Raw genomic sequence first — 18,208 nt, 5'->3', positions numbered from 1 at the left:
GTCAGTCTTCTTTTCGTTCGGTCAGCGCAGCTTGGACTGAGCGGCGTGTTGCAGCAGGTTCGCCACCGAAGCATCCATCACGTCGGTGAAGGGCTTGGGGTACAGACCCATGTAGAGCGTGGCAATGGCCAGCAGCGCCATGATGAAGAATTCGCGGCCGCCGATGTCGGTGAGTTCCTCGACATGGTGATTGCCGACCGGGCCGAGGTAGACCCGCTTGTACATCCACAGCGAGTAGGCGGCGCCCAGGATCAGGGCGGTGGCCGACAGCAGGCCGATCCAGAAGTTGAACTTGACTGCCGCCAGGATCACCATCCATTCGCCGACGAAACCGGCGGTACCCGGCAGGCCGCAGTTGGCCATGACGAAAAGCAGCGCGAAGGCAGCGAAGCGGGGCATCTTGTTGACCACGCCGCCGTAGGCCGCGATGTCACGCGAATGCACGCGGTCGTACAGCACGCCGATCGCCAGGAACATCGCCGCCGACACGAAGCCGTGCGCGATCATCTGCACGATGCCGCCGGCCATGCCGAGGTCGTTGAAGATGAAGAAGCCCAGGGTGACGAAGCCCATGTGCGCGACCGACGAATAGGCCACCAGTTTCTTCATGTCCTTCTGCACCATCGCGACCAGGCCGACGTAGATCACGGCGACGATCGAGAAGGTGATCATCAGCCAGGCCCAGTGGTGGGCGGCGTCGGGTGCGATCGGCAGTGAGAAGCGCAGGAAACCGTAGGCGCCGAGCTTCAGCATGATGGCGGCCAGCACGGCCGAGCCACCGGTCGGAGCCTCGACGTGCACATCCGGCAGCCAGGTGTGCACCGGCCACATCGGAACCTTCACCGCGAAGGCCGCGAGGAAGGCGAAGAAGATCAGCGTCTGGGCCGTCATCGACAGCGGCAGGCGATGCCAGGTCGCGATGTCGAAACTGCCGCCCGAGGCGTTGTACAGAAAGATCAGCGCGACCAGCGTGAGCAGCGAGCCGAGCAGCGTGTACAGGAAGAACTTGAACGCCGCGTAGATCTTGTTCGGGCCGCCCCAGATACCGATGATCAAGTACATCGGGATCAGGGTCGCTTCGAAGAAGGTGTAGAACAGAATGCCGTCGAGCGAGGCGAACACGCCGATCATCAGCCCCGACAGGATCAGGAACGCACCCATGTACTGGTGCACCCGGTCGGTGATGACCTCCCACGCGGCGATCACCACGATGACGGTGATGAAGGCCGTCAGCGGCACGAACCACATCGACAACCCGTCCACCCCGAGGTGGTAGTGGATGTTGAAGCGTTCCACCCAGGAGTGGCGTTCGACGAACTGCATGGCCGCGGTGCCGACCTTGAAGCCGAAGACGACCGGCAAGGTCACGGCGAGGCCGACGAGCGAACCCAGCAGCGCGAACCACCGAACGAGATTCTGCTGGCCTTCACGGCCCAGCAACAGAGAGATGGCGCCGAAAACAATCGGCGTCCAGATGGCGAGACTCAACCAGCCCATTTTTATCGTTTTCCTTCTGGTAACCGGGTCAGCGGAACAGCGCCATGAACTGGTCGTGCCACACAAAATACGTGAGCAGCACGAAGATGCCGACGATCATCACCAGCGCGTAATGGAAGAGATAGCCGGACTGCAGGCCGCGCAGCAGATTCGCGCCCCGCCCCACCAGCTTCCACGAGCCGTTGACGATGGCGCCGTCGATCAAAGCCTGGTCGCCCCCCTTCCACAGACCGGTGCCGAGCGCACGTGCGCCGCGGGCGACGATGTTCTCGTTGATCCAGTCCAGGTAGTACTTGTTCTCGAACAGCACGTAGATCGGATGGCAGGCGCGCTTGATGGCTGCCGGCACCGCCGGGTTGACCATGTACATGTAGTAGGACACCACCACACCCGCGAGCGCGAGCCAGAACGGCATGGTGCTCAGGCCATGCAGCGCCATGGCGACCGGGCCATGGAAGGCCTCGGCCAACTCGGCCATGGCCGGGTGCTTGGCTTCGTCGATGAAGATAACGTTCTTGAAGAAGTCGCCGAAAAGCATCGGGCCGATGCCGATGAAGCCGATGACGACCGACGGAATCGCCAGCAGCACCAGCGGCACGGTAACCACCCAGGGTGATTCGTGCGGCTTGCCGCCGTGGCCGTGGTCGTGGCTTTCTTCGTGGCCGGCCGACACGGTTTCTTCGTGGTGCGCATGCGCGTCGTCGTGTGCATGGCCGTCGTCGTGTCCGTGGCCATGCGCGGCGTGGTCGTCATGGCCGTGGCCATGGGCGTCGGGATTCTGGTCGTAGCGTTCCTTGCCATGGAAGACCAGGAAGTACATGCGGAACGAGTAGAAAGCCGTGACGAACACGCCGGCGAGCACCGCGAAGTTGGCGAAGCCGGCCGCCGGCAGATGGCTTTCGTGCACCGCTTCGATGATGCTGTCCTTCGAGTAGAAGCCCGAGAAGAACGGCGTGCCGATCAACGCCAGCGAACCCAGCAGCGAGGTGATCCAGGTGATCGGCATGTACTTGCGCACGCCGCCCATCCAGCGGATGTCCTGGTTGTGGTGCATGCCCATGATGACCGAGCCGGCGCCGAGGAACAGCAGCGCCTTGAAGAACGCGTGGGTCATCAGGTGGAACACGGCGACCGAATAGGCCGAGGCGCCAAGCGCGACAGTCATGTAGCCGAGCTGCGAGAGCGTCGAATACGCCACCACGCGCTTGATGTCGTTCTGGATGATGCCCAGGAAACCCATGAACAGCGCGGTGATCGAGCCGATGATCAGGATGAAGTTGAGCGCCGCGTCGGACAGCTCGAACAGCGGCGACATGCGGCTCACCATGAAAATGCCGGCCGTCACCATGGTGGCGGCGTGGATCAGCGCGGAAATGGGGGTCGGGCCTTCCATCGAGTCGGGCAGCCAGACGTGCAGCGGAAACTGCGCCGACTTGCCCATGGCGCCGATGAACAGGCAGATGCAGATGACCGTGACCAGCATCCAGCCGGTGCCGGGGAAGGTCAGCGTGGCGAGTTCGTTGGCCTTGGCGAAGATTTCGCCGTAGTGCAGCGTGCCGGTGTAGGAAGCGATCAGACCGATGCCCAGGATGAAGCCGAAGTCACCGACCCGGTTCACCAGGAAGGCCTTCATGTTGGCGAAGATCGCGGTCGAGCGGGTGAACCAGAAGCCGATCAGCAGGTAGGAAACCAGGCCCACCGCTTCCCAGCCGAAGAACAGCTGCAGCAGGTTGTTGCTCATCACCAGCATCAGCATGGAGAAGGTGAACAACGAGATGTAGGCGAAGAAGCGGTCGTAGCCCTCGTCCTCGGCCATGTAGCCGACGGTGTAGAGATGGACCATCAGCGAGACGAAGGTCACGACGCACATCATCATGGCCGTCAGGCTGTCGATGAGGAAGCCCACTTCCATCTTCAGTGTGCCGACGGTCATCCATTCGTAGATGGTGGCGTCGAAACGCGCGCCGTCAACCAGCACGTCGCGCAGCGTGAATGCCGACAGCACGAAGGCGATGAACACCCCCAGGATGGTCAACGTGTGGCTGGCGCGGCGGCCGAGGGCGTTGCCGCCGAACATGGTGCCGGGAATGCCGGCGAGGATGGCGCCGGCCAGGGGAGCCAGCGGGATCGCCAGCAGGGTTGAAGCGGAAAGGGTTGCGCTCATCGTATTTTTGTTCTCAGATTCCCACTGAACCGCGTTGCTGCCGCAGGGCGGCACCGGAGGCGACGTTTGTCTCGGAACGCCGCACAGCCGGCTTCGCCGGTCCGCCAGCATGGCCGCCCTGCAGCGGGTTGGCGAAGCGACACGAAGTACGCGAAGACGGTCGGTGGTCCATGGTCAGCCCTTGAGGGTGTTCAGTTCATCGACGGCGATGCTGGAGCGATTGCGGAACAGCAGCACCAGGATGGCCAGCCCGATCGCCGACTCGGCTGCGGCGACGGTGAGGATGAAGAACACGAAGACCTGGCCGTGCATGTCGTTCAGGTAGTGCGAGAACGCGACGAAGTTCATGTTGACCGCCAGCAGCATCAGCTCGATGGCCATCAGCAGCACGATCAGGTTCTTGCGGTTCAGGAAGATGCCGATCACCGACAGGGCGAAGAGCATGGCGCCCAGCGCCAGGAAATGTCCGAGGGTGAGCGTCATGCCTTGGTCTCCACGGGTTCGGCGGGTGCGGGCGGCGGCGCGGCGCGGGTCGGCGCGACCTTGACGATCGTCATGCGGTCGGCAGCGCGCACACGCACCTGCTCTGACGGATCGATGGCCTTGGTGTCCTTGCGGCGGCGCAGGGTGAGCGCGATGGCCGCGATCATGGCCACCACCAGGATCACCGCGGCGATCTCCAGCGGATACAGGTAGCGGGTGTAGAGCAGGTAACCCAGGGCCTGGGTGTTCGACACCTCGACCGCACCGGGCGCAGAGGGCACGGCCGTGGTGGTGCGGAAACCGCCCAGCAGCACATACGCCATTTCCAGGGCGATCACCACGCCGATGACCGCCGCCAGGGGGAAGTGCTTCCAGAAGCCCTGGCGCAGGCCGTCCATATTCAGGTTGATCATCATCACCACGAACAGGAACAGCACCATCACCGCGCCGAGGTAGACCAGCACGAGCGTGATGGCGAGAAACTCGGCCTTGAGCAGCAGCCACAAAGCCGAAGCCTGCGAGAAAGCCAGCATGAGGAACAGCACCGCGTGCACGGGGTTGCGCGCGGTGATCACGCGAAACGCCGCGAAGAGCAGCGCCAGCGAGAACAGGTAGAAGAAGCCGGTGGTTACGTCCATGGTCGATCTTTTTTTGGATGCCTCGAAGGCGCCCTAGCGGTACTTGGCGTCCGCCGCCTTCGCTGCCGAGATTTCCTTCTCGTAGCGGTCTCCGACGGCCAGCAGCATGTCTTTGGTGAAGTACAGGTCACCCCGCTTCTCGCCGTGGTATTCGAGGATGTGCGTCTCCACGATGGAATCGACCGGGCAGCTTTCTTCGCAAAAACCGCAGAAGATGCACTTGGTCAGATCGATGTCATAGCGGCTGGTACGGCGGCTGCCGTCGTCACGCACTTCGGATTCGATGGTGATCGCCACCGCCGGACAGACGGCTTCGCACAGCTTGCAGGCGATGCAGCGCTCTTCGCCATTGTCGTAACGGCGCAGCGCATGCAGCCCGCGGAAGCGCGGCGACAGCGGCGTCTTCTCTTCCGGAAACTGCACCGTGATCTTGCGACGGAAGGTGTAGCGGCCGGTCAGGGCCATGCCCTTGAACAGCTCGACGAGCATGAAGCTCTTGAAGAAGTCGCGCAGCGAGAACGCGGACGACGACGTGGACGGAGGTGTGGCTACGGCGCTCATCGTGTTTTTACTTCCAGATATTCAAGGGCGTCTGCATCCAGGCGCCGACGACCAGCAGCCAGACGAGCGTCACCGGAATGAAGATCTTCCAGCCCAGACGCATGATCTGGTCGTAACGGAAGCGCGGGAACGTACCGCGGATCCAGATGAAAAGCGACAGCACGAAGAAGGTCTTCGCCGCCAGCCAGATCCAGCCCGGGATGAAGTCTAGGAAGGCCACCGGCGCCAGCCAGCCGCCCAGGAACATCAGCACCGCGAGGATGGACACCAGCCACATGCTGGCGTATTCGGCCAGGAAGAAGATGGCGAAGCCCATACCCGAGTACTCGACCATGTGGCCGGCCACGATCTCGGCCTCGCCTTCGACGACGTCGAAGGGATGGCGATTGGTTTCCGCCACGCCCGACACGATGTAGACGATGAAGATCGGCAGCAGCGGCAGCCAGTTCCAGGACAGGAAGCTCACGCCACGGTCGGCGAAGATGCCCTTGGCCTGCGCGGCCACGACGTCTCCGAGATGCAGGCTGCCGGTGACCATGATCACCACCACCAGGCAGAAGCCCATGGCGATTTCGTAGCTCACCATCTGGGCCGAGGCGCGCAGTGCGCCTAGGAAGGCGTACTTGGAGTTGGAAGCCCAGCCCGCGATGATCACGCCGTACACCTCGATCGAGGTGATCGCCATGATCAGCAGCAGACCGGCGTTGACGTTGGCCAGCACCACGTCCGGGCCGAAGGGAATCGCCACCCAGGCGGCCAGCGCGGGCATGATGGCCATGACCGGGCCGAGCCGGAACAGGCCGTTGGCCGCGGCCGACGGGTTGATAAGCTCCTTGGTCAGCAGCTTGACCGCATCGGCGATCGGCTGCAGCAGGCCGAAGGGGCCGACCCGGTTGGGGCCGTGGCGCACCTGGATCCAGCCCAGGAACTTGCGCTCCCAGAGCGTGGCGTAGGCGACCGCGCCCAGCAGGGGCAACAGCACGCAGATGATCTTGATCAGGCTCCAGAGGACCGGCCAGACGATGGAGGCCCACCAGCCGACCGAGACCAGACCCAGGCCTCCGTTATAGATGCTGTCGATCATGCTGCGACGCCCTCTTCGGCGGCCATGGCGGCCGGCGCAGCGGCCAGGCGCGCGTCGGCAGTGAGTTGCAGCGACGCGGCGCGGCGAACCATGCCGTCGAGCTGGTAGATGGAAGCGACGACCGGTGCTGGCGTGGAGCCGCTCGCGCTGTTCGCGGCCACGGTGGTGGCGTTGGACAGGCGCTCGGCCGGCACGTGGGTGGCATCGCTCGCGAGACCGTTGCGAACCTGAGCCAGCACGTCCTGCGAGGATTCGAAATCGAAGCCGGGCAGTCCAAGCAGGTTGGCGATCACGCGGATCACCTTCCAGGCCGGGCGCGCTTCGCCGCGTGGCTTGACGACGGCGTGGAAACTCTGGATGCGGCCTTCGGCGTTGACGAATGTGCCCGAGGTTTCGGTGAACGGCGCGATCGGCAGCAGCACGTCGCTGATGTCGAGGTTGGCCTTGAAGGGGCTCATGGTGATGACCATCTCGGCGTTGGCGAGTGCCTTGCCGGAGACGGCCGTGTCCAGGCCGGCTTCGACATCCAGCAGGATCGCGGCCTTGACGCCACCGGCCAGCATGGCGGCGGCGTTGAGTCCGCCCTGTCCGGGCACTGCGCCGACGAACTGGGCGCCGACGGTGTTGCCGGTTTCGGTGAGAAAGCCGACGCTCGCGCCGGTCTGCTCGCCGATCCATTGCGCGATGGCCAGGAGTTGCGAGGCGTGCGCATGGTGTGCCACGCCGTTGCCCAGCAGGATCGCCTTGCGGCTGCCGCCGGAAAGCGATGCGGCGATGGCCTTGGTGGCGTCGTTCGCTTCGGCATTGGACGGTGCGGCAACGCCCTTGTCGGCTGCGATCGCCGCGGCGATGCCGCCGAGCGTGTCGAGCCACTGGTCATGCGATGCGACGACCGAGGTGGCGAGGGGAATCGCCCACTCGGCAGCTGCGCCGACAGCATGGACGGACGCACCCTTGCGAGCGGCCTGGCGAATGCGCTGCGCGAACAGCGGATGATCCTTGCGCAGGTTCGAGCCGACGACCAGCACGCGCTGCACCGAAGACAGTTCGGCGATCGGCAGGCCGAGCCAGCGCACTGCGCCGGCAGGCGCCGGGGTGAAGTCGGCGTTGCGCAGGCGGTAGTCGATGTTGTCGCTGCCCAGGCCGCGCACCAGGGCGTTGGCGAGGTGCAGCTCTTCGAGCGTGCTGTGCGGGCTGACCAGCGCGCCGAGGGCGGCTGCGCCGTGGTCTGCCTTGATCTGGCGCAGGCCGTTGGCCACATATTCCAGCGCGGTCTGCCAGTCGACCGTCTTCCATTCGCCGCCCTGCTTGAGCATGGGCTGCGTCAGGCGTTCCTCCCCGTTGAGCGCTTCGTACGAGAAGCGGTCGCGGTCGGCGATCCAGCATTCATTGACAGCCTCGTTCTCCAGCGGCAGCACACGCATGACCGCGTTGTTCTTGACCTGGACGATGAGGTTGGCGCCGGTGGAGTCGTGCGGGCTGACCGACTTGCGGCGCGACAGTTCCCAGGTACGGGCGCTGTAGCGGAAGGGCTTGCTGGTGAGCGCACCGACCGGGCAGATGTCGATCATGTTGCCCGAGAGTTCGGAGTCGACCGTGTCGCCCATCACCGTGGTGATTTCGGAGTGTTCGCCGCGGTGGATCATGCCGAGCTCCATCACGCCGGCCACTTCCTGGCCGAAGCGCACGCAGCGGGTGCAGTGGATGCAGCGGCTCATCTCTTCCATGGAGATCAGCGGGCCGACGTCCTTGTGAAAGACGACACGCTTTTCTTCTGCGTAGCGCGAGGCGGAACCGCCGTAGCCCACGGCCAGGTCCTGCAGTTGGCATTCGCCGCCCTGGTCGCAGATGGGGCAGTCGAGCGGGTGATTGATGAGCAGGAACTCCATCACCGACTGCTGGGCCTTGATCGCCTTGTCGCTCTTGGTGCGCACGATCATGCCGTTGGTGACGGGCGTGGCGCAGGCCGGCAGCGGCTTGGGCGCCTTCTCCACTTCCACCAGGCACATGCGGCAGTTGGCGGCGATGGAGAGCTTCTTGTGATAGCAGAAGTGCGGGATGTAGGTGCCGGCCTTTTCGGCGGCATGCATCACCATGCAGCCTTCGGCTACTTCGACCTTCTGGCCGTCGAGTTGGATTTCAACCATGTCGTGTCTTCTCGCTGGATCAGGCGTGGGCCGTGCCGGCGGAATTCTTCCTCTGCTGAATCAGCGCCTCGAACTCGGGGCGGAAGTGCTTGATCATGGCGCGCACCGGCATCGCCGCCGCGTCGCCGAGGGCGCAGATGGTGCGTCCCTGGATGTTGTCTGCCAGCGAGTTGAGCAGGTCGAGGTCGCCCTCGCGGCCGTGCTCGTTCATGATGCGGTCGATGACCCGCCACATCCATCCGGTGCCTTCGCGGCACGGCGTACATTGGCCGCAGGACTCGTGCATGTAGAAGTAGGACAGTCGCAACAGCGACTCCACCATGTCACGCGAGTCGTCCATGACGATCAGCGCTCCAGAACCCAGCATGGAGCCAGCCTTGGCGATGGAGTCGTAGTCCATCGTGCACTGGTTCATGATGGCGGCGGGCAGCACCGGCGAAGACGATCCGCCCGGGATCACCGCCTTGAGCTGGCGGCCCTTGCGCACGCCACCGGCGAGCTCGAGCAGCTTGGTGAACGGCGTGCCGAGCGGGATTTCATAGTTGCCCGGCATTTCGACGTCACCCGAGACCGAGAAGATCTTGGTGCCACCGTTGTTCGGCTTGCCGATTTCCAGGTAGGCCGCGCCACCGTTGCGGATGATCCAGGGCACCGCCGCGAAGGTCTCGGTGTTGTTGATGGTCGTCGGTTTGCCGTACAGGCCGAAGCTCGCCGGGAACGGCGGCTTGAAGCGGGGCTGACCCTTCTTGCCTTCGAGCGACTCGAGCAGCGCGGTTTCCTCGCCGCAGATGTAGGCGCCGAAGCCGTGGTGCGCATGCAGCTGGAAGCTGAAGTTGCTGCCCAGCAGGCGATCGCCCAGGTAGCCGGCCGCCCTCGCCTCTTCGAGCGCTTCCTCGAAGCGTTCATAGGTCTGGAAGATCTCGCCGTGGATGTAGTTGTAGCCCACGCTGATGCCCATCGCGAAGGCGGCAATGATCATGCCTTCGATGACGATGTGCGGGTTGAACATCAGGATGTCGCGGTCCTTGCAGGTACCCGGCTCGCCTTCGTCCGAATTGCAGACGAGGTACTTCTGGCCCGGGAACGCACGCGGCATGAAGCTCCACTTCAGGCCGGTCGGAAAGCCCGCGCCGCCACGGCCGCGCAGTGCGGACTCCTTGACGATGGCGATGACCTGGTCCTGCGTCATCGGCTCGGCGCCGTCCGCGCCTTGCAGAATCTTGCGCAGGGCCGCATAGCCGCCGCGCGCTTCGTAATCCTTCAGGCGCCAGTTGGTGCCGTCGAGGCCGGCATAGATCTGCGGCTCGATGTGGCGGCCATGAAAACAGGTCTGGACCCCGGTGGCCTGGAACTGCGAAAGAACCTGCTCGGCGTTCATGCTTGGGCTCCCTTCAATCCGTCGATCAGCTGATCGAGCTTCTCGTCGGTCATGAAACTGCACATCGTGCGGTCGTTGACCAGCATCACCGGCGAATCGGCGCAGGCGCCCAGGCATTCGCTCTGCTGCAGCGTGAACATGCCGTCCGCCGTGGTGCCGCCCATGGTGATGCCCAGCTTCTTCTCGAGGTGGTGCAGCGCCTTCTGGCCGTCGCGCAGCTGGCAAGGCAGATTGGTGCAGACGTTCAGCTTGTATCGGCCCAGCGGCTGCTGGTTGTACATGTTGTAGAAGGTGGTGACTTCACGCACCGCGATCTCGGCCATGCCGAGCAGCTCGGCGATGAAAGCCTCGCTGGCCTGGCTGACGTAGCCCTGCTCCTGCTGGGCGATCGCCAGGCAGGCCATCACGGCCGACTGTCGCTGCTCGTACGGATACTTGGCCACTTCCTTGGCGAAGCGTTCCTTGGCCTGCTCCGACAGTGGCACGGCCGCGACCGGTGCGGCCGAATGGGTGTGGTTCGAACTCATCGGTCGATTTCCCCGAAAACGATGTCCAGCGTGCCGATGACGGCGACCGCGTCGGCGATCATGTGGCCGCGCGCCATCTCGTCGAGCGCGGCGAGGTGCACGAAACCCGGCGCCCGGATCTTGAGGCGATAGGGTTTGTTGGCACCGTCGCTCATGAGGTAGATGCCGAATTCGCCCTTGGGATGCTCCACCGCCGCATAGGCCTCGCCTTCGGGAACGTGGAAACCTTCGGTGAAAAGCTTGAAGTGGTGGATCAGCTCTTCCATGTTGGCCTTCATCGACTCACGGTCGGGTGGGGCCACCTTGTGGTTGTCGGTGATGACCGGGCCGGGGTTGGCCTTGAGCCACTGCACGCACTGCTTGATGATGCGATTGGACTGACGCAGCTCTTCCATGCGCACCAGGTAACGGTCGTAGCAGTCGCCTGTCTTGCCGACCGGAATGTCGAACTCCACCTTGTCGTAGGCGTCGTAGGGCTGCTTCTTGCGCAGGTCCCAGGCGATGCCCGAGCCGCGCAGCATGGGACCGGTCAAGCCGAGATTGAGCGCACGCGTCTGGTCCATCACGCCGATGCCCACGGTGCGCTGCTTCCAGATGCGGTTGTCGGTGAGCAGCGTGTGGTATTCGTCGCAGTTGTGATCGAAGCGGTTGGTGAAGTCTTCGATGAAGTCGAGCAACGAACCCTGGCGGTTCTCGTTCATGCGGGCCAGTGCGCGCGCATTCTTGATCTTGCTGACCGTGTACTGCGGCATGGTGTCCGGCAGGTCGCGGTAGACACCGCCCGGCCGGAAATACGCTGCGTGCATGCGCGCACCGGACACGGCCTCGTACATGTCGAACAGGTCTTCGCGTTCGCGGAAGGCGTAGATCAGGATGGTGGAGCTGCCGCAGTCGTTGCCGTGCGAGCCGAGCCACATGAGGTGGTTCAGCATGCGGGTGATCTCGGAGAACATCACGCGGATGTACTGCGCGCGGATCGGCACGTCCAGCCCGAGCAGCTTCTCGATGGCCAGGCAGTAGGCGTGCTCGTTGCACATCATCGAGACGTAATCCAGGCGGTCCATGTAGGGCAGCGACTGGATGAAGGTCTTGTGCTCAGCGAGCTTTTCGGTGGCGCGGTGCAGCAGGCCGATGTGGGGGTCGGCGCGCTGGACGACTTCGCCGTCGAGCTCCAGCACCAGGCGCAGCACGCCGTGGGCCGCCGGATGCTGCGGGCCGAAGTTGAGGGTGTAGTTCTTGATTTCAGCCATGGCTCAGTGCAGTCCGCCGCCGTAGTTGTCTTCACGCAGGATGCGGGGCGTGACCTCGCGCGGCTCGATGCTCACCGGCTGGTAGATCACGCGCTGCAGGTCGGCGTCGTAGCGCATCTCGACATGGCCGGAGAGCGGGAAATCCTTGCGGAACGGGTGGCCGATGAAGCCGTAGTCGGTCAGGATGCGACGCAGATCTTCGTGGCCTTCGTAGACGATGCCGAAGAGGTCGAAGGACTCGCGCTCGAACCAGTTGGCGGAATTCCAGAGATGGTTCACGGATGCGATGACCGGCAGGTCGTCGTCCGGGCAGAAGACTTTGACGCGGACCCGCTGGTTCAGGCTGACCGACAGCAGATGCGCCACCGATGCGTAACGCAGGCCTTCGTAGAGGCCGTCGCGGTAGGCGGAGTAGTCGACGCCGCAGATGTCGATGAGTTGCTCGAAGCGGCAGCCGGGCGCGTCGCGCAGGGTCTGCATCACGTCGAGGTAGTGCTCGGCAGCCACGATGACGGTGACTTCGCCCAGGCGCACTTCCACACGACGGGCCTTGTCACCGAGGGTGGCGACGATGGTTTCTTTCAGCGCCTCGGGGGCGACTGCATAGGATTCGGCTGTCATCGGGTCGGTGTTCCGCAACTCGCTCATACCCGAGCGATGGTGTTGGTCCGGCGGACCTTCTGCTGGAGCTGGATGATTCCGTAGATCAACGCTTCGGCGGTGGGCGGACAGCCCGGCACGTAGACATCGACCGGCACGATGCGGTCGCAGCCACGCACCACCGAATAACTGTAGTGGTAGTAGCCGCCGCCGTTGGCGCACGAGCCCATGGAGAGCACCCAGCGTGGCTCGGCCATCTGGTCGTAGACCTTGCGCAAGGCCGGCGCCATCTTGTTGCAGAGCGTGCCGGCGACGATCATCAGATCGGACTGGCGCGGGCTGGCGCGGAAGACTTCGGCGCCGAAACGGCCGATGTCGTAGCGCGCGGCGGCGGCATGCATCATTTCGACGGCGCAACAGGCCAGACCGAAGGTCATGGGCCAGAGAGAGCCGGTCTTGGCCCAGTTCACCACCGAGTCGTAGGAAGTGGTGATGAACCCTTCCTTCAGGATTCCTTCAATTGCCATGGCTTGTTCTCCTTGCCGGCGGATGCATTATTCCCAGTCCAGAGCGCCCTTTTTCCACTCGTAGGCGAAGCCAACGACGAGGATGCCCAGGAAGATCACCGCAGCCCAGAACCCGACCGGACCGATGGTCTTCAGGGCCACGGCCCAGGGAAACAGGAAGGCGATCTCCAGATCGAAAAGAATGAACAGAATGGCGACCAGGTAGTACCGGACGTCGAACTGCATGCGCGCATCTTCGAAGGCTTCGAAGCCGCACTCGTAAGGGGAATTTTTTGCCGCGTCGGGGCGATTGGGCCCGAGCAGATAACCGAGAGCTTGCGGTGCGACCCCTACACCGATGCCTACCAGGATGAACAGAAGAACGGGGAGGTACTGACTGAGGTTCATCTTGGGGCTTGTCTTTTGCTACTCGGCACAGACCCGCATCGCAAGATACGGGCCTGTCTTTGTATGGTGCCGTCGGCGAGACTCGAACTCGCACAGCTTTCGCCACTACCCCCTCAAGATAGCGTGTCTACCAATTTCACCACGACGGCTTATATTTTTCTGCTGCCCGGATGGCATGAGGACCTTACGGTTTGTGGCTTTCCGGGCAGACTTGCATTCTATCCCGGAAACACCGGGTTTTCACTCTCGGCCGTCCAAAATTTTGAACGACTCTTATAGAAGTCTTCCAGCAGTCTTATAGAAGTCTTCAGGGCGTCTTGGGCGCGGGAACGCTGTTCGCGCCCGAAGCGCCACCGGCCGGAGCGGCGGGCGTGGCCGGCGTGTTGCCGGGGATCTGCGAAGCCGGCCCGGTGTCGACCGGAGCTGCCGGCGCCGTGACCGGTGCGGGTGCCGAGACGCGATCGAGAACACTGCCCGAACCCGTCGTGCGCAGGTTGCCGAAGTAGGCCAGCGCCAGGGTGCAGACAAAGAAGACCGCCGCCAGCACCGCAGTGCTGCGCGAGAGGAAGTTGGCACTACCGCTGGCGCCGAAGAGGCTGCCGGCGCTGCCACTGCCGAAGGCAGCGCCCATGTCGGCACCCTTGCCGTGCTGCACCAGGATCAGGCCGATCATGGTGAGCGCCGAGATGATTTGGATGACCAGGATCAGGTTGTGAACGATGTTCATGTCAGGAAAAGTCTTTGCGCTGCGGCGCAGGAGGATAAGAGAAGAAGAATCAGCCGGCTGCGGCCACGATGGCCAGGAAATCGGCGGCCTTGAGCGACGCGCCGCCGATCAGTCCGCCGTCGATGTCGGCCTGCGCGAGCAGTTGTGCCGCGTTGGCCGCGTTCATGCTGCCGCCGTAGAGGATGGGCTGCATCGCCGCCGCCTCACCGGCTTCGGCCAGTTGTGCGCGCAGGGCGGCATGCACCGCCTGCGCCTGTTCCGGACTGGCGGTGCGACCGGTGCCGATGGCCCAGACCGGCTCGTACGCCACCACGATGGCGGCCGCCTTGTCGCCCAACTTCGTCAGCACGGCGGCCAGTTGGCGCGACACGACCGCGACGGTCTGGTCGGCCTCGCGTTCGGCCAGGGTTTCGCCCACGCAGACGATGGGCGTGATGCCCTTGTCCAGTGCAGCGAGCGCCTTGGCAGCGACGGTGGCGTCGGTTTCGCCATGGTATTGGCGACGTTCGGAATGGCCGACGATGGCATAGGCAACGCCGAAGTCGACCAGCATGCCGGCCGAGACTTCACCGGTGTAGGCACCCGAGGCGAAAGCCGACACGTCCTGCGCGCCGAGCGCGAGGGCACTGCCCGCCACGCGGGCCTGCACCTGCGCCAGGTAAGGCGCCGGAACGCAGGCGGCGACGCCGCAGGCCGGCGCGCCCAGCCCGGCGAGCACGCCGTCGAGCAAGGCCGCGTTGGCGGCAAGACCGCCGTTCATCTTCCAGTTGCCGGCTACCAGTTTTTTGCGTTGCTGCATGAGAACTACCAAGTCAGGACAATCTTGCCGATATGCGCGCCGGATTCCATGAGGGCATGGGCATCGGCGGCTTTCGAAGCGGGAAAGGTGGCGTGAACGACCGGCCGGACACGGCCGGAGGTCAGCAGTGGCCAGACGTGTTCGCGCAGGCCCGCGGCGATGGACGCCTTGAACGCCACCGGACGCGGCCGCAGCGTCGAGCCGGTGATGGTGAGGCGCCGGCGCAGCAACTGCCCGGCGTGGAATTCGGCCTTGGAGCCGCCCTGCACCGCGATGACCACGATGCGGCCGTCGTCGGCCAAGCAGTCGATCTCGCGCGCCACATAGGGGCCAGCCACCATGTCGAGCACCACGTCGACCCCGCGGCCGTCCGTCAGGCGCTTGCACTCGGCCACGAAGTCCTGGGCCTTGTAGTTGATGGCGTGATCGGCACCGAGTCCGAGGCAGGCTGCGCATTTTTCGTCGCTGCCCGCCGTGACGATGACGGTCGCGCCCATCGCCTTGCCCAGCAGGATGGCCGTGACGCCGATGCCGCTGGTGCCGCCCTGCACCAACAGGGTTTCGCCCGCTTTCAATGCACCGCGCATGAAGACATTGCTCCAGACGGTGAAAAAGGTCTCGGGCAGCGAGGCGGCTTCGACATCGCTCAGGCAGGCCGGAACCGGCAGGCAGAGATCGATCGAGGCGGTGGCGTATTCGGCATACCCTCCACCAGGAAGCAGCGCGCAAACGCGGTCGCCCAGCTTGAGGCCGGCAGCCGCCAGCGCAGCAGGCTCGCCCTCCTCCACCACACCGGCCACTTCCAGGCCGGGAATGTCGGACGCGCCCGGCGGCACCGGGTAATTGCCGGTGCGCTGCAGCACGTCAGGCCGATTGATGCCACTGGCCGTCACCCGGATCAGCAACTCACCTGTCGCCGGAACCGGACGCGGGCGGTCGCCCGCGACTAGCACCTCAGGGGCGCCGTACCGGGTGATTTCGACAGCTCGCATGCGTGCTCCTCGGACGTTGGACGACGGGTAGGTGGCGGATGTTGGCATTGCCCCTGCGGACTGCGAGCGGCGCGATGCCGCCCGCAGCCCATCGGGCGCCCAGGCTCAGAACTGGTTCGGAGCCTGGTTCGGGGCCTGGTTCTGGTCGTTGAAGGCCGGACGATCCAGCAGCGCCTTCATGGACAGCTTGACGCGGCCCTTTTCGTCGGTTTCCAGAACCTTGACCTTGACGATCTGGCCTTCGGACAGGAAGTCCGTGACCTTCTCGACGCGCTGGTGGGCGATCTGGCTGATGTGCAGCAGGCCGTCCTTGCCGGGCAGCAGGTTGATCAGTGCGCCGAAGTCCAGGATCTTGACGACCGGGCCTTCGTAGATCTTGCCGATTTCGACTTCGGCGGTGATCTGCTCGATGCGGCGCTTGGCTTCGTCGGCCTTGGCGGCGTCGGAAGAGGCGATGGTGATGGTGCCGTCTTCGTCGATGTTGATCTGGGTGCCGGTCTCTTCGGTCAGCGCACGGATGACGGAGCCGCCCTTGCCGATCACGTCGCGGATCTTTTCCGGATTGATCTTCATGGTGAACAGCTTGGGAGCGAAGTCCGACACCGTGGTGTTGGCGGTGCTCATGGCTTCGTTCATCTTGCCCAGGATGTGCAGGCGGGCTTCCTTGGCCTGCGCCAGCGCGACCTGCATGATTTCCTTGGTGATGCCCTGGATCTTGATGTCCATCTGCAGCGCGGTGATGCCGGCTGCAGAACCGGCCACCTTGAAGTCCATGTCGCCAAGGTGATCTTCGTCGCCCAGGATGTCGGTCAGCACGGCGAAACGGTTGCCGTCCTTGATCAGGCCCATGGCGATGCCGGCCACGTGGGTCTTGATCGGAACGCCGGCGTCCATCATGGACAGGCAGCCGCCGCAGACCGAAGCCATCGACGAGGACCCGTTGGATTCGGTGATTTCCGACACCACGCGGATGGTGTAGGGAAATTCTTCCTTGGACGGCAGCACGGCGACGAGCGCGCGCTTGGCCAGGCGGCCGTGGCCGATTTCGCGGCGCTTGGTGCTGCCCATGCGGCCGACTTCGCCGGTGGCGAAGGGAGGCATGTTGTAGTGGAACAGGAACCGGTCTTCGTATTCGCCGGCCAGTGCGTCGATGCGCTGGGCGTCGCGCTCGGTGCCGAGCGTGGTGATGACCAGGGCCTGGGTTTCACCACGGGTGAACAGGGCCGAGCCGTGGGTGCGTGGCAGCACGCTGTTGCGGATCTCGATGGGGCGCACGGTGCGGGTGTCGCGGCCGTCGATGCGGGGCTCGCCGGACAGGATCTGGCTGCGCACGATCTTGGCTTCGATGTCGAACAGCAGGCCTTCGACCTTGACGCTGTCAAATGCGACGCCTTCGGCCTTGAGGCCTTCCATGACCGACGCGGTGGCTTCGCGCAGGGCCTGGGTGCGGGCCTGCTTGTTGCGCAGCTGGTAGGCGGCGCGCAGCTTCTCTTCGGCCAGGGCGCCGACCTTGGCGATCAGCGGCTCGTCCTTGGCCGGAGCCTGCCAATCCCAGACCGGCTTGCCGGCGTCGCGCACCAGCTCGTGGATGGCGTTGATGGCCACGTTGCCCTGCTCGTGGCCGTACACGACCGCGCCGAGCATGATTTCTTCGGAGAGCTGCTGCGCTTCGGACTCGACCATCAGCACGGCGGATTCGGTGCCGGCGACGACGAGTTCGAGCTGCGAGTTCTTGCGGGCGGTCTGGCCAGGGTTCAGCACGTATTCGCCGTTGATGTAGCCCACGCGCGCGGCGCCGATGGGGCCTGCGAAAGGGATGCCGGACACGGCCAGCGCGGCGCTCACGCCGATCATGGCGGCGATGTCGGCGTCGACTTCGGGGTTGAGCGACATGGTGTGGATCACCACGTGCACGTCGTTGAAGAAACCTTCGGGGAACAGCGGGCGGATCGGGCGGTCGATCAGGCGGCTGGTCAGGGTTTCGAGCTCGCTGGGCTTGGCTTCGCGCTTGAAGAAGCTGCCGGGGATCTTGCCGGCGGCGTAGGTCTTCTCGATGTAGTCGACGGTCAGCGGGAAGAAGTCCTGGCCGGACTTGGCGGTCTTGGATGCGGCGACGGTGGCCAGCACCACGGTGCCATCGATGTCGACCAGCACGGCGCCGGCAGCCTGACGGGCGATTTCGCCGGTCTCGAGGGTGACCGTGTTCTGGCCCCACTGGAAGGTCTTGGTGACTTTGTTGAAGATGCTCATAGGTGATGTGCTCCTGTCGGTTGTCGTTGTAGCGGAGATCCGGAGCCGGGAGTCCTGTCAGAACACGATGCCATTCCAGTGGCGCTCGGGGGTGGCGCAACGCCCCTGGAATGACACAGCTTCGCTCTGTGCGGGATACCGTCCGGTGGCTCTGTTGATTCGGTCGGGTCGGCCGATGGGAAATCGAAATGCAAAAA

General features: G+C 64.3%; 17 protein-coding genes and 1 tRNA gene. All 18 read right to left on the bottom strand.

Features of this window, described 5'->3' with window-relative positions; translation table 11 throughout:
• Nucleotides 1-21: 21 nt before the first annotated feature.
• The 18 genes from R9X41_RS10775 to pnp all read right to left on the bottom strand — a co-directional run bounded on the left by R9X41_RS10775 (nt 22) and on the right by pnp (nt 18,011).
• Nucleotides 22-1,497, bottom strand: coding sequence for an NADH-quinone oxidoreductase subunit M (locus tag R9X41_RS10775; protein WP_318634865.1), 1,476 nt, complete (start codon nt 1,495-1,497; stop codon nt 22-24).
• 28 nt (nt 1,498-1,525) lie between these two features.
• On the bottom strand, nt 1,526-3,661 hold the full coding sequence (gene nuoL, locus R9X41_RS10770; RefSeq protein ID WP_318634864.1) for an NADH-quinone oxidoreductase subunit L: 2,136 nt from the start codon (nt 3,659-3,661) through the stop codon (nt 1,526-1,528).
• A 174-nt stretch (nt 3,662-3,835) separates the two neighbouring features.
• Entirely contained in the window at nt 3,836-4,144 is a 309-nt protein-coding gene (gene nuoK / locus R9X41_RS10765; protein ID WP_318634863.1) for an NADH-quinone oxidoreductase subunit NuoK, read from the bottom strand.
• On the bottom strand, nt 4,141-4,782 hold the full coding sequence (locus R9X41_RS10760) for an NADH-quinone oxidoreductase subunit J (RefSeq protein ID WP_318634862.1): 642 nt from the start codon (nt 4,780-4,782) through the stop codon (nt 4,141-4,143). The genes nuoK and R9X41_RS10760 overlap by 4 nt, the downstream gene beginning before the upstream one ends.
• A 33-nt stretch (nt 4,783-4,815) precedes the next feature.
• Nucleotides 4,816-5,343 (bottom strand): NADH-quinone oxidoreductase subunit NuoI, encoded by a 528-nt coding sequence (gene nuoI, locus R9X41_RS10755; RefSeq protein WP_318634861.1) that lies wholly within the window; start codon nt 5,341-5,343, stop codon nt 4,816-4,818.
• Between the two features lie 7 nt (nt 5,344-5,350).
• Nucleotides 5,351-6,427, bottom strand: a complete 1,077-nt coding sequence (gene nuoH, locus R9X41_RS10750) for an NADH-quinone oxidoreductase subunit NuoH (RefSeq protein ID WP_318634860.1) — start codon at nt 6,425-6,427, stop codon at nt 5,351-5,353.
• Nucleotides 6,424-8,574 carry an NADH-quinone oxidoreductase subunit NuoG gene (gene nuoG / locus R9X41_RS10745; protein WP_318634859.1) on the bottom strand — a complete coding sequence of 717 codons (2,151 nt, stop codon included), beginning with the start codon at nt 8,572-8,574 and terminating at the stop codon, nt 6,424-6,426. Before nuoG ends, nuoH begins: the two co-directional genes overlap by 4 nt.
• 19 nt (nt 8,575-8,593) lie before the next feature.
• Nucleotides 8,594-9,952 carry an NADH-quinone oxidoreductase subunit NuoF gene (gene nuoF, locus R9X41_RS10740; protein WP_318634858.1) on the bottom strand — a complete coding sequence of 453 codons (1,359 nt, stop codon included), beginning with the start codon at nt 9,950-9,952 and terminating at the stop codon, nt 8,594-8,596.
• Nucleotides 9,949-10,479 carry an NADH-quinone oxidoreductase subunit NuoE gene (gene nuoE, locus R9X41_RS10735; RefSeq protein WP_318634857.1) on the bottom strand — a complete coding sequence of 177 codons (531 nt, stop codon included), beginning with the start codon at nt 10,477-10,479 and terminating at the stop codon, nt 9,949-9,951. The genes nuoF and nuoE overlap by 4 nt, the downstream gene beginning before the upstream one ends.
• Nucleotides 10,476-11,729 (bottom strand): NADH-quinone oxidoreductase subunit D, encoded by a 1,254-nt coding sequence (locus R9X41_RS10730; protein WP_318634856.1) that lies wholly within the window; start codon nt 11,727-11,729, stop codon nt 10,476-10,478. Before R9X41_RS10730 ends, nuoE begins: the two co-directional genes overlap by 4 nt.
• A 3-nt stretch (nt 11,730-11,732) precedes the next feature.
• Nucleotides 11,733-12,350: an NADH-quinone oxidoreductase subunit C gene (locus R9X41_RS10725; protein WP_318634855.1), complete on the bottom strand. Its 618-nt coding sequence runs from the start codon at nt 12,348-12,350 to the stop codon at nt 11,733-11,735.
• A 23-nt stretch (nt 12,351-12,373) separates the two neighbouring features.
• Nucleotides 12,374-12,856, bottom strand: a complete 483-nt coding sequence (locus tag R9X41_RS10720) for a NuoB/complex I 20 kDa subunit family protein (RefSeq protein WP_318634854.1) — start codon at nt 12,854-12,856, stop codon at nt 12,374-12,376.
• A 27-nt stretch (nt 12,857-12,883) separates the two neighbouring features.
• Entirely contained in the window at nt 12,884-13,243 is a 360-nt protein-coding gene (locus R9X41_RS10715) for an NADH-quinone oxidoreductase subunit A (protein WP_318634853.1), read from the bottom strand.
• 64 nt (nt 13,244-13,307) lie between these two features.
• Nucleotides 13,308-13,392: transfer RNA gene (locus R9X41_RS10710), tRNA-Leu, on the bottom strand.
• A gap of 158 nt (nt 13,393-13,550) precedes the next feature.
• Nucleotides 13,551-13,970 (bottom strand): preprotein translocase subunit SecG, encoded by a 420-nt coding sequence (gene secG / locus R9X41_RS10705; RefSeq protein ID WP_318634852.1) that lies wholly within the window; start codon nt 13,968-13,970, stop codon nt 13,551-13,553.
• A 49-nt stretch (nt 13,971-14,019) separates the two neighbouring features.
• Nucleotides 14,020-14,769, bottom strand: a complete 750-nt coding sequence (gene tpiA, locus R9X41_RS10700; protein ID WP_318634851.1) for a triose-phosphate isomerase — start codon at nt 14,767-14,769, stop codon at nt 14,020-14,022.
• A gap of 5 nt (nt 14,770-14,774) precedes the next feature.
• Complete coding sequence (locus R9X41_RS10695; RefSeq protein WP_318634850.1) at nt 14,775-15,761, bottom strand: NAD(P)H-quinone oxidoreductase; 987 nt, start codon at nt 15,759-15,761, stop codon at nt 14,775-14,777.
• Nucleotides 15,762-15,866: 105 nt separating this feature from the next.
• On the bottom strand, nt 15,867-18,011 hold the full coding sequence (pnp, locus tag R9X41_RS10690) for a polyribonucleotide nucleotidyltransferase (protein ID WP_318634849.1): 2,145 nt from the start codon (nt 18,009-18,011) through the stop codon (nt 15,867-15,869).
• Between the last annotated feature and the right edge of the window lie 197 nt (nt 18,012-18,208).

Origin of the sequence: Xylophilus sp. GOD-11R, from assembly GCF_033546935.1 — a bacterium.
Taxonomy (GTDB): domain Bacteria; phylum Pseudomonadota; class Gammaproteobacteria; order Burkholderiales; family Burkholderiaceae_C; genus Xylophilus.
Note: the sequence above shows the minus strand (reverse complement) of the source record. Positions and strands in the feature narration are given on the sequence as shown.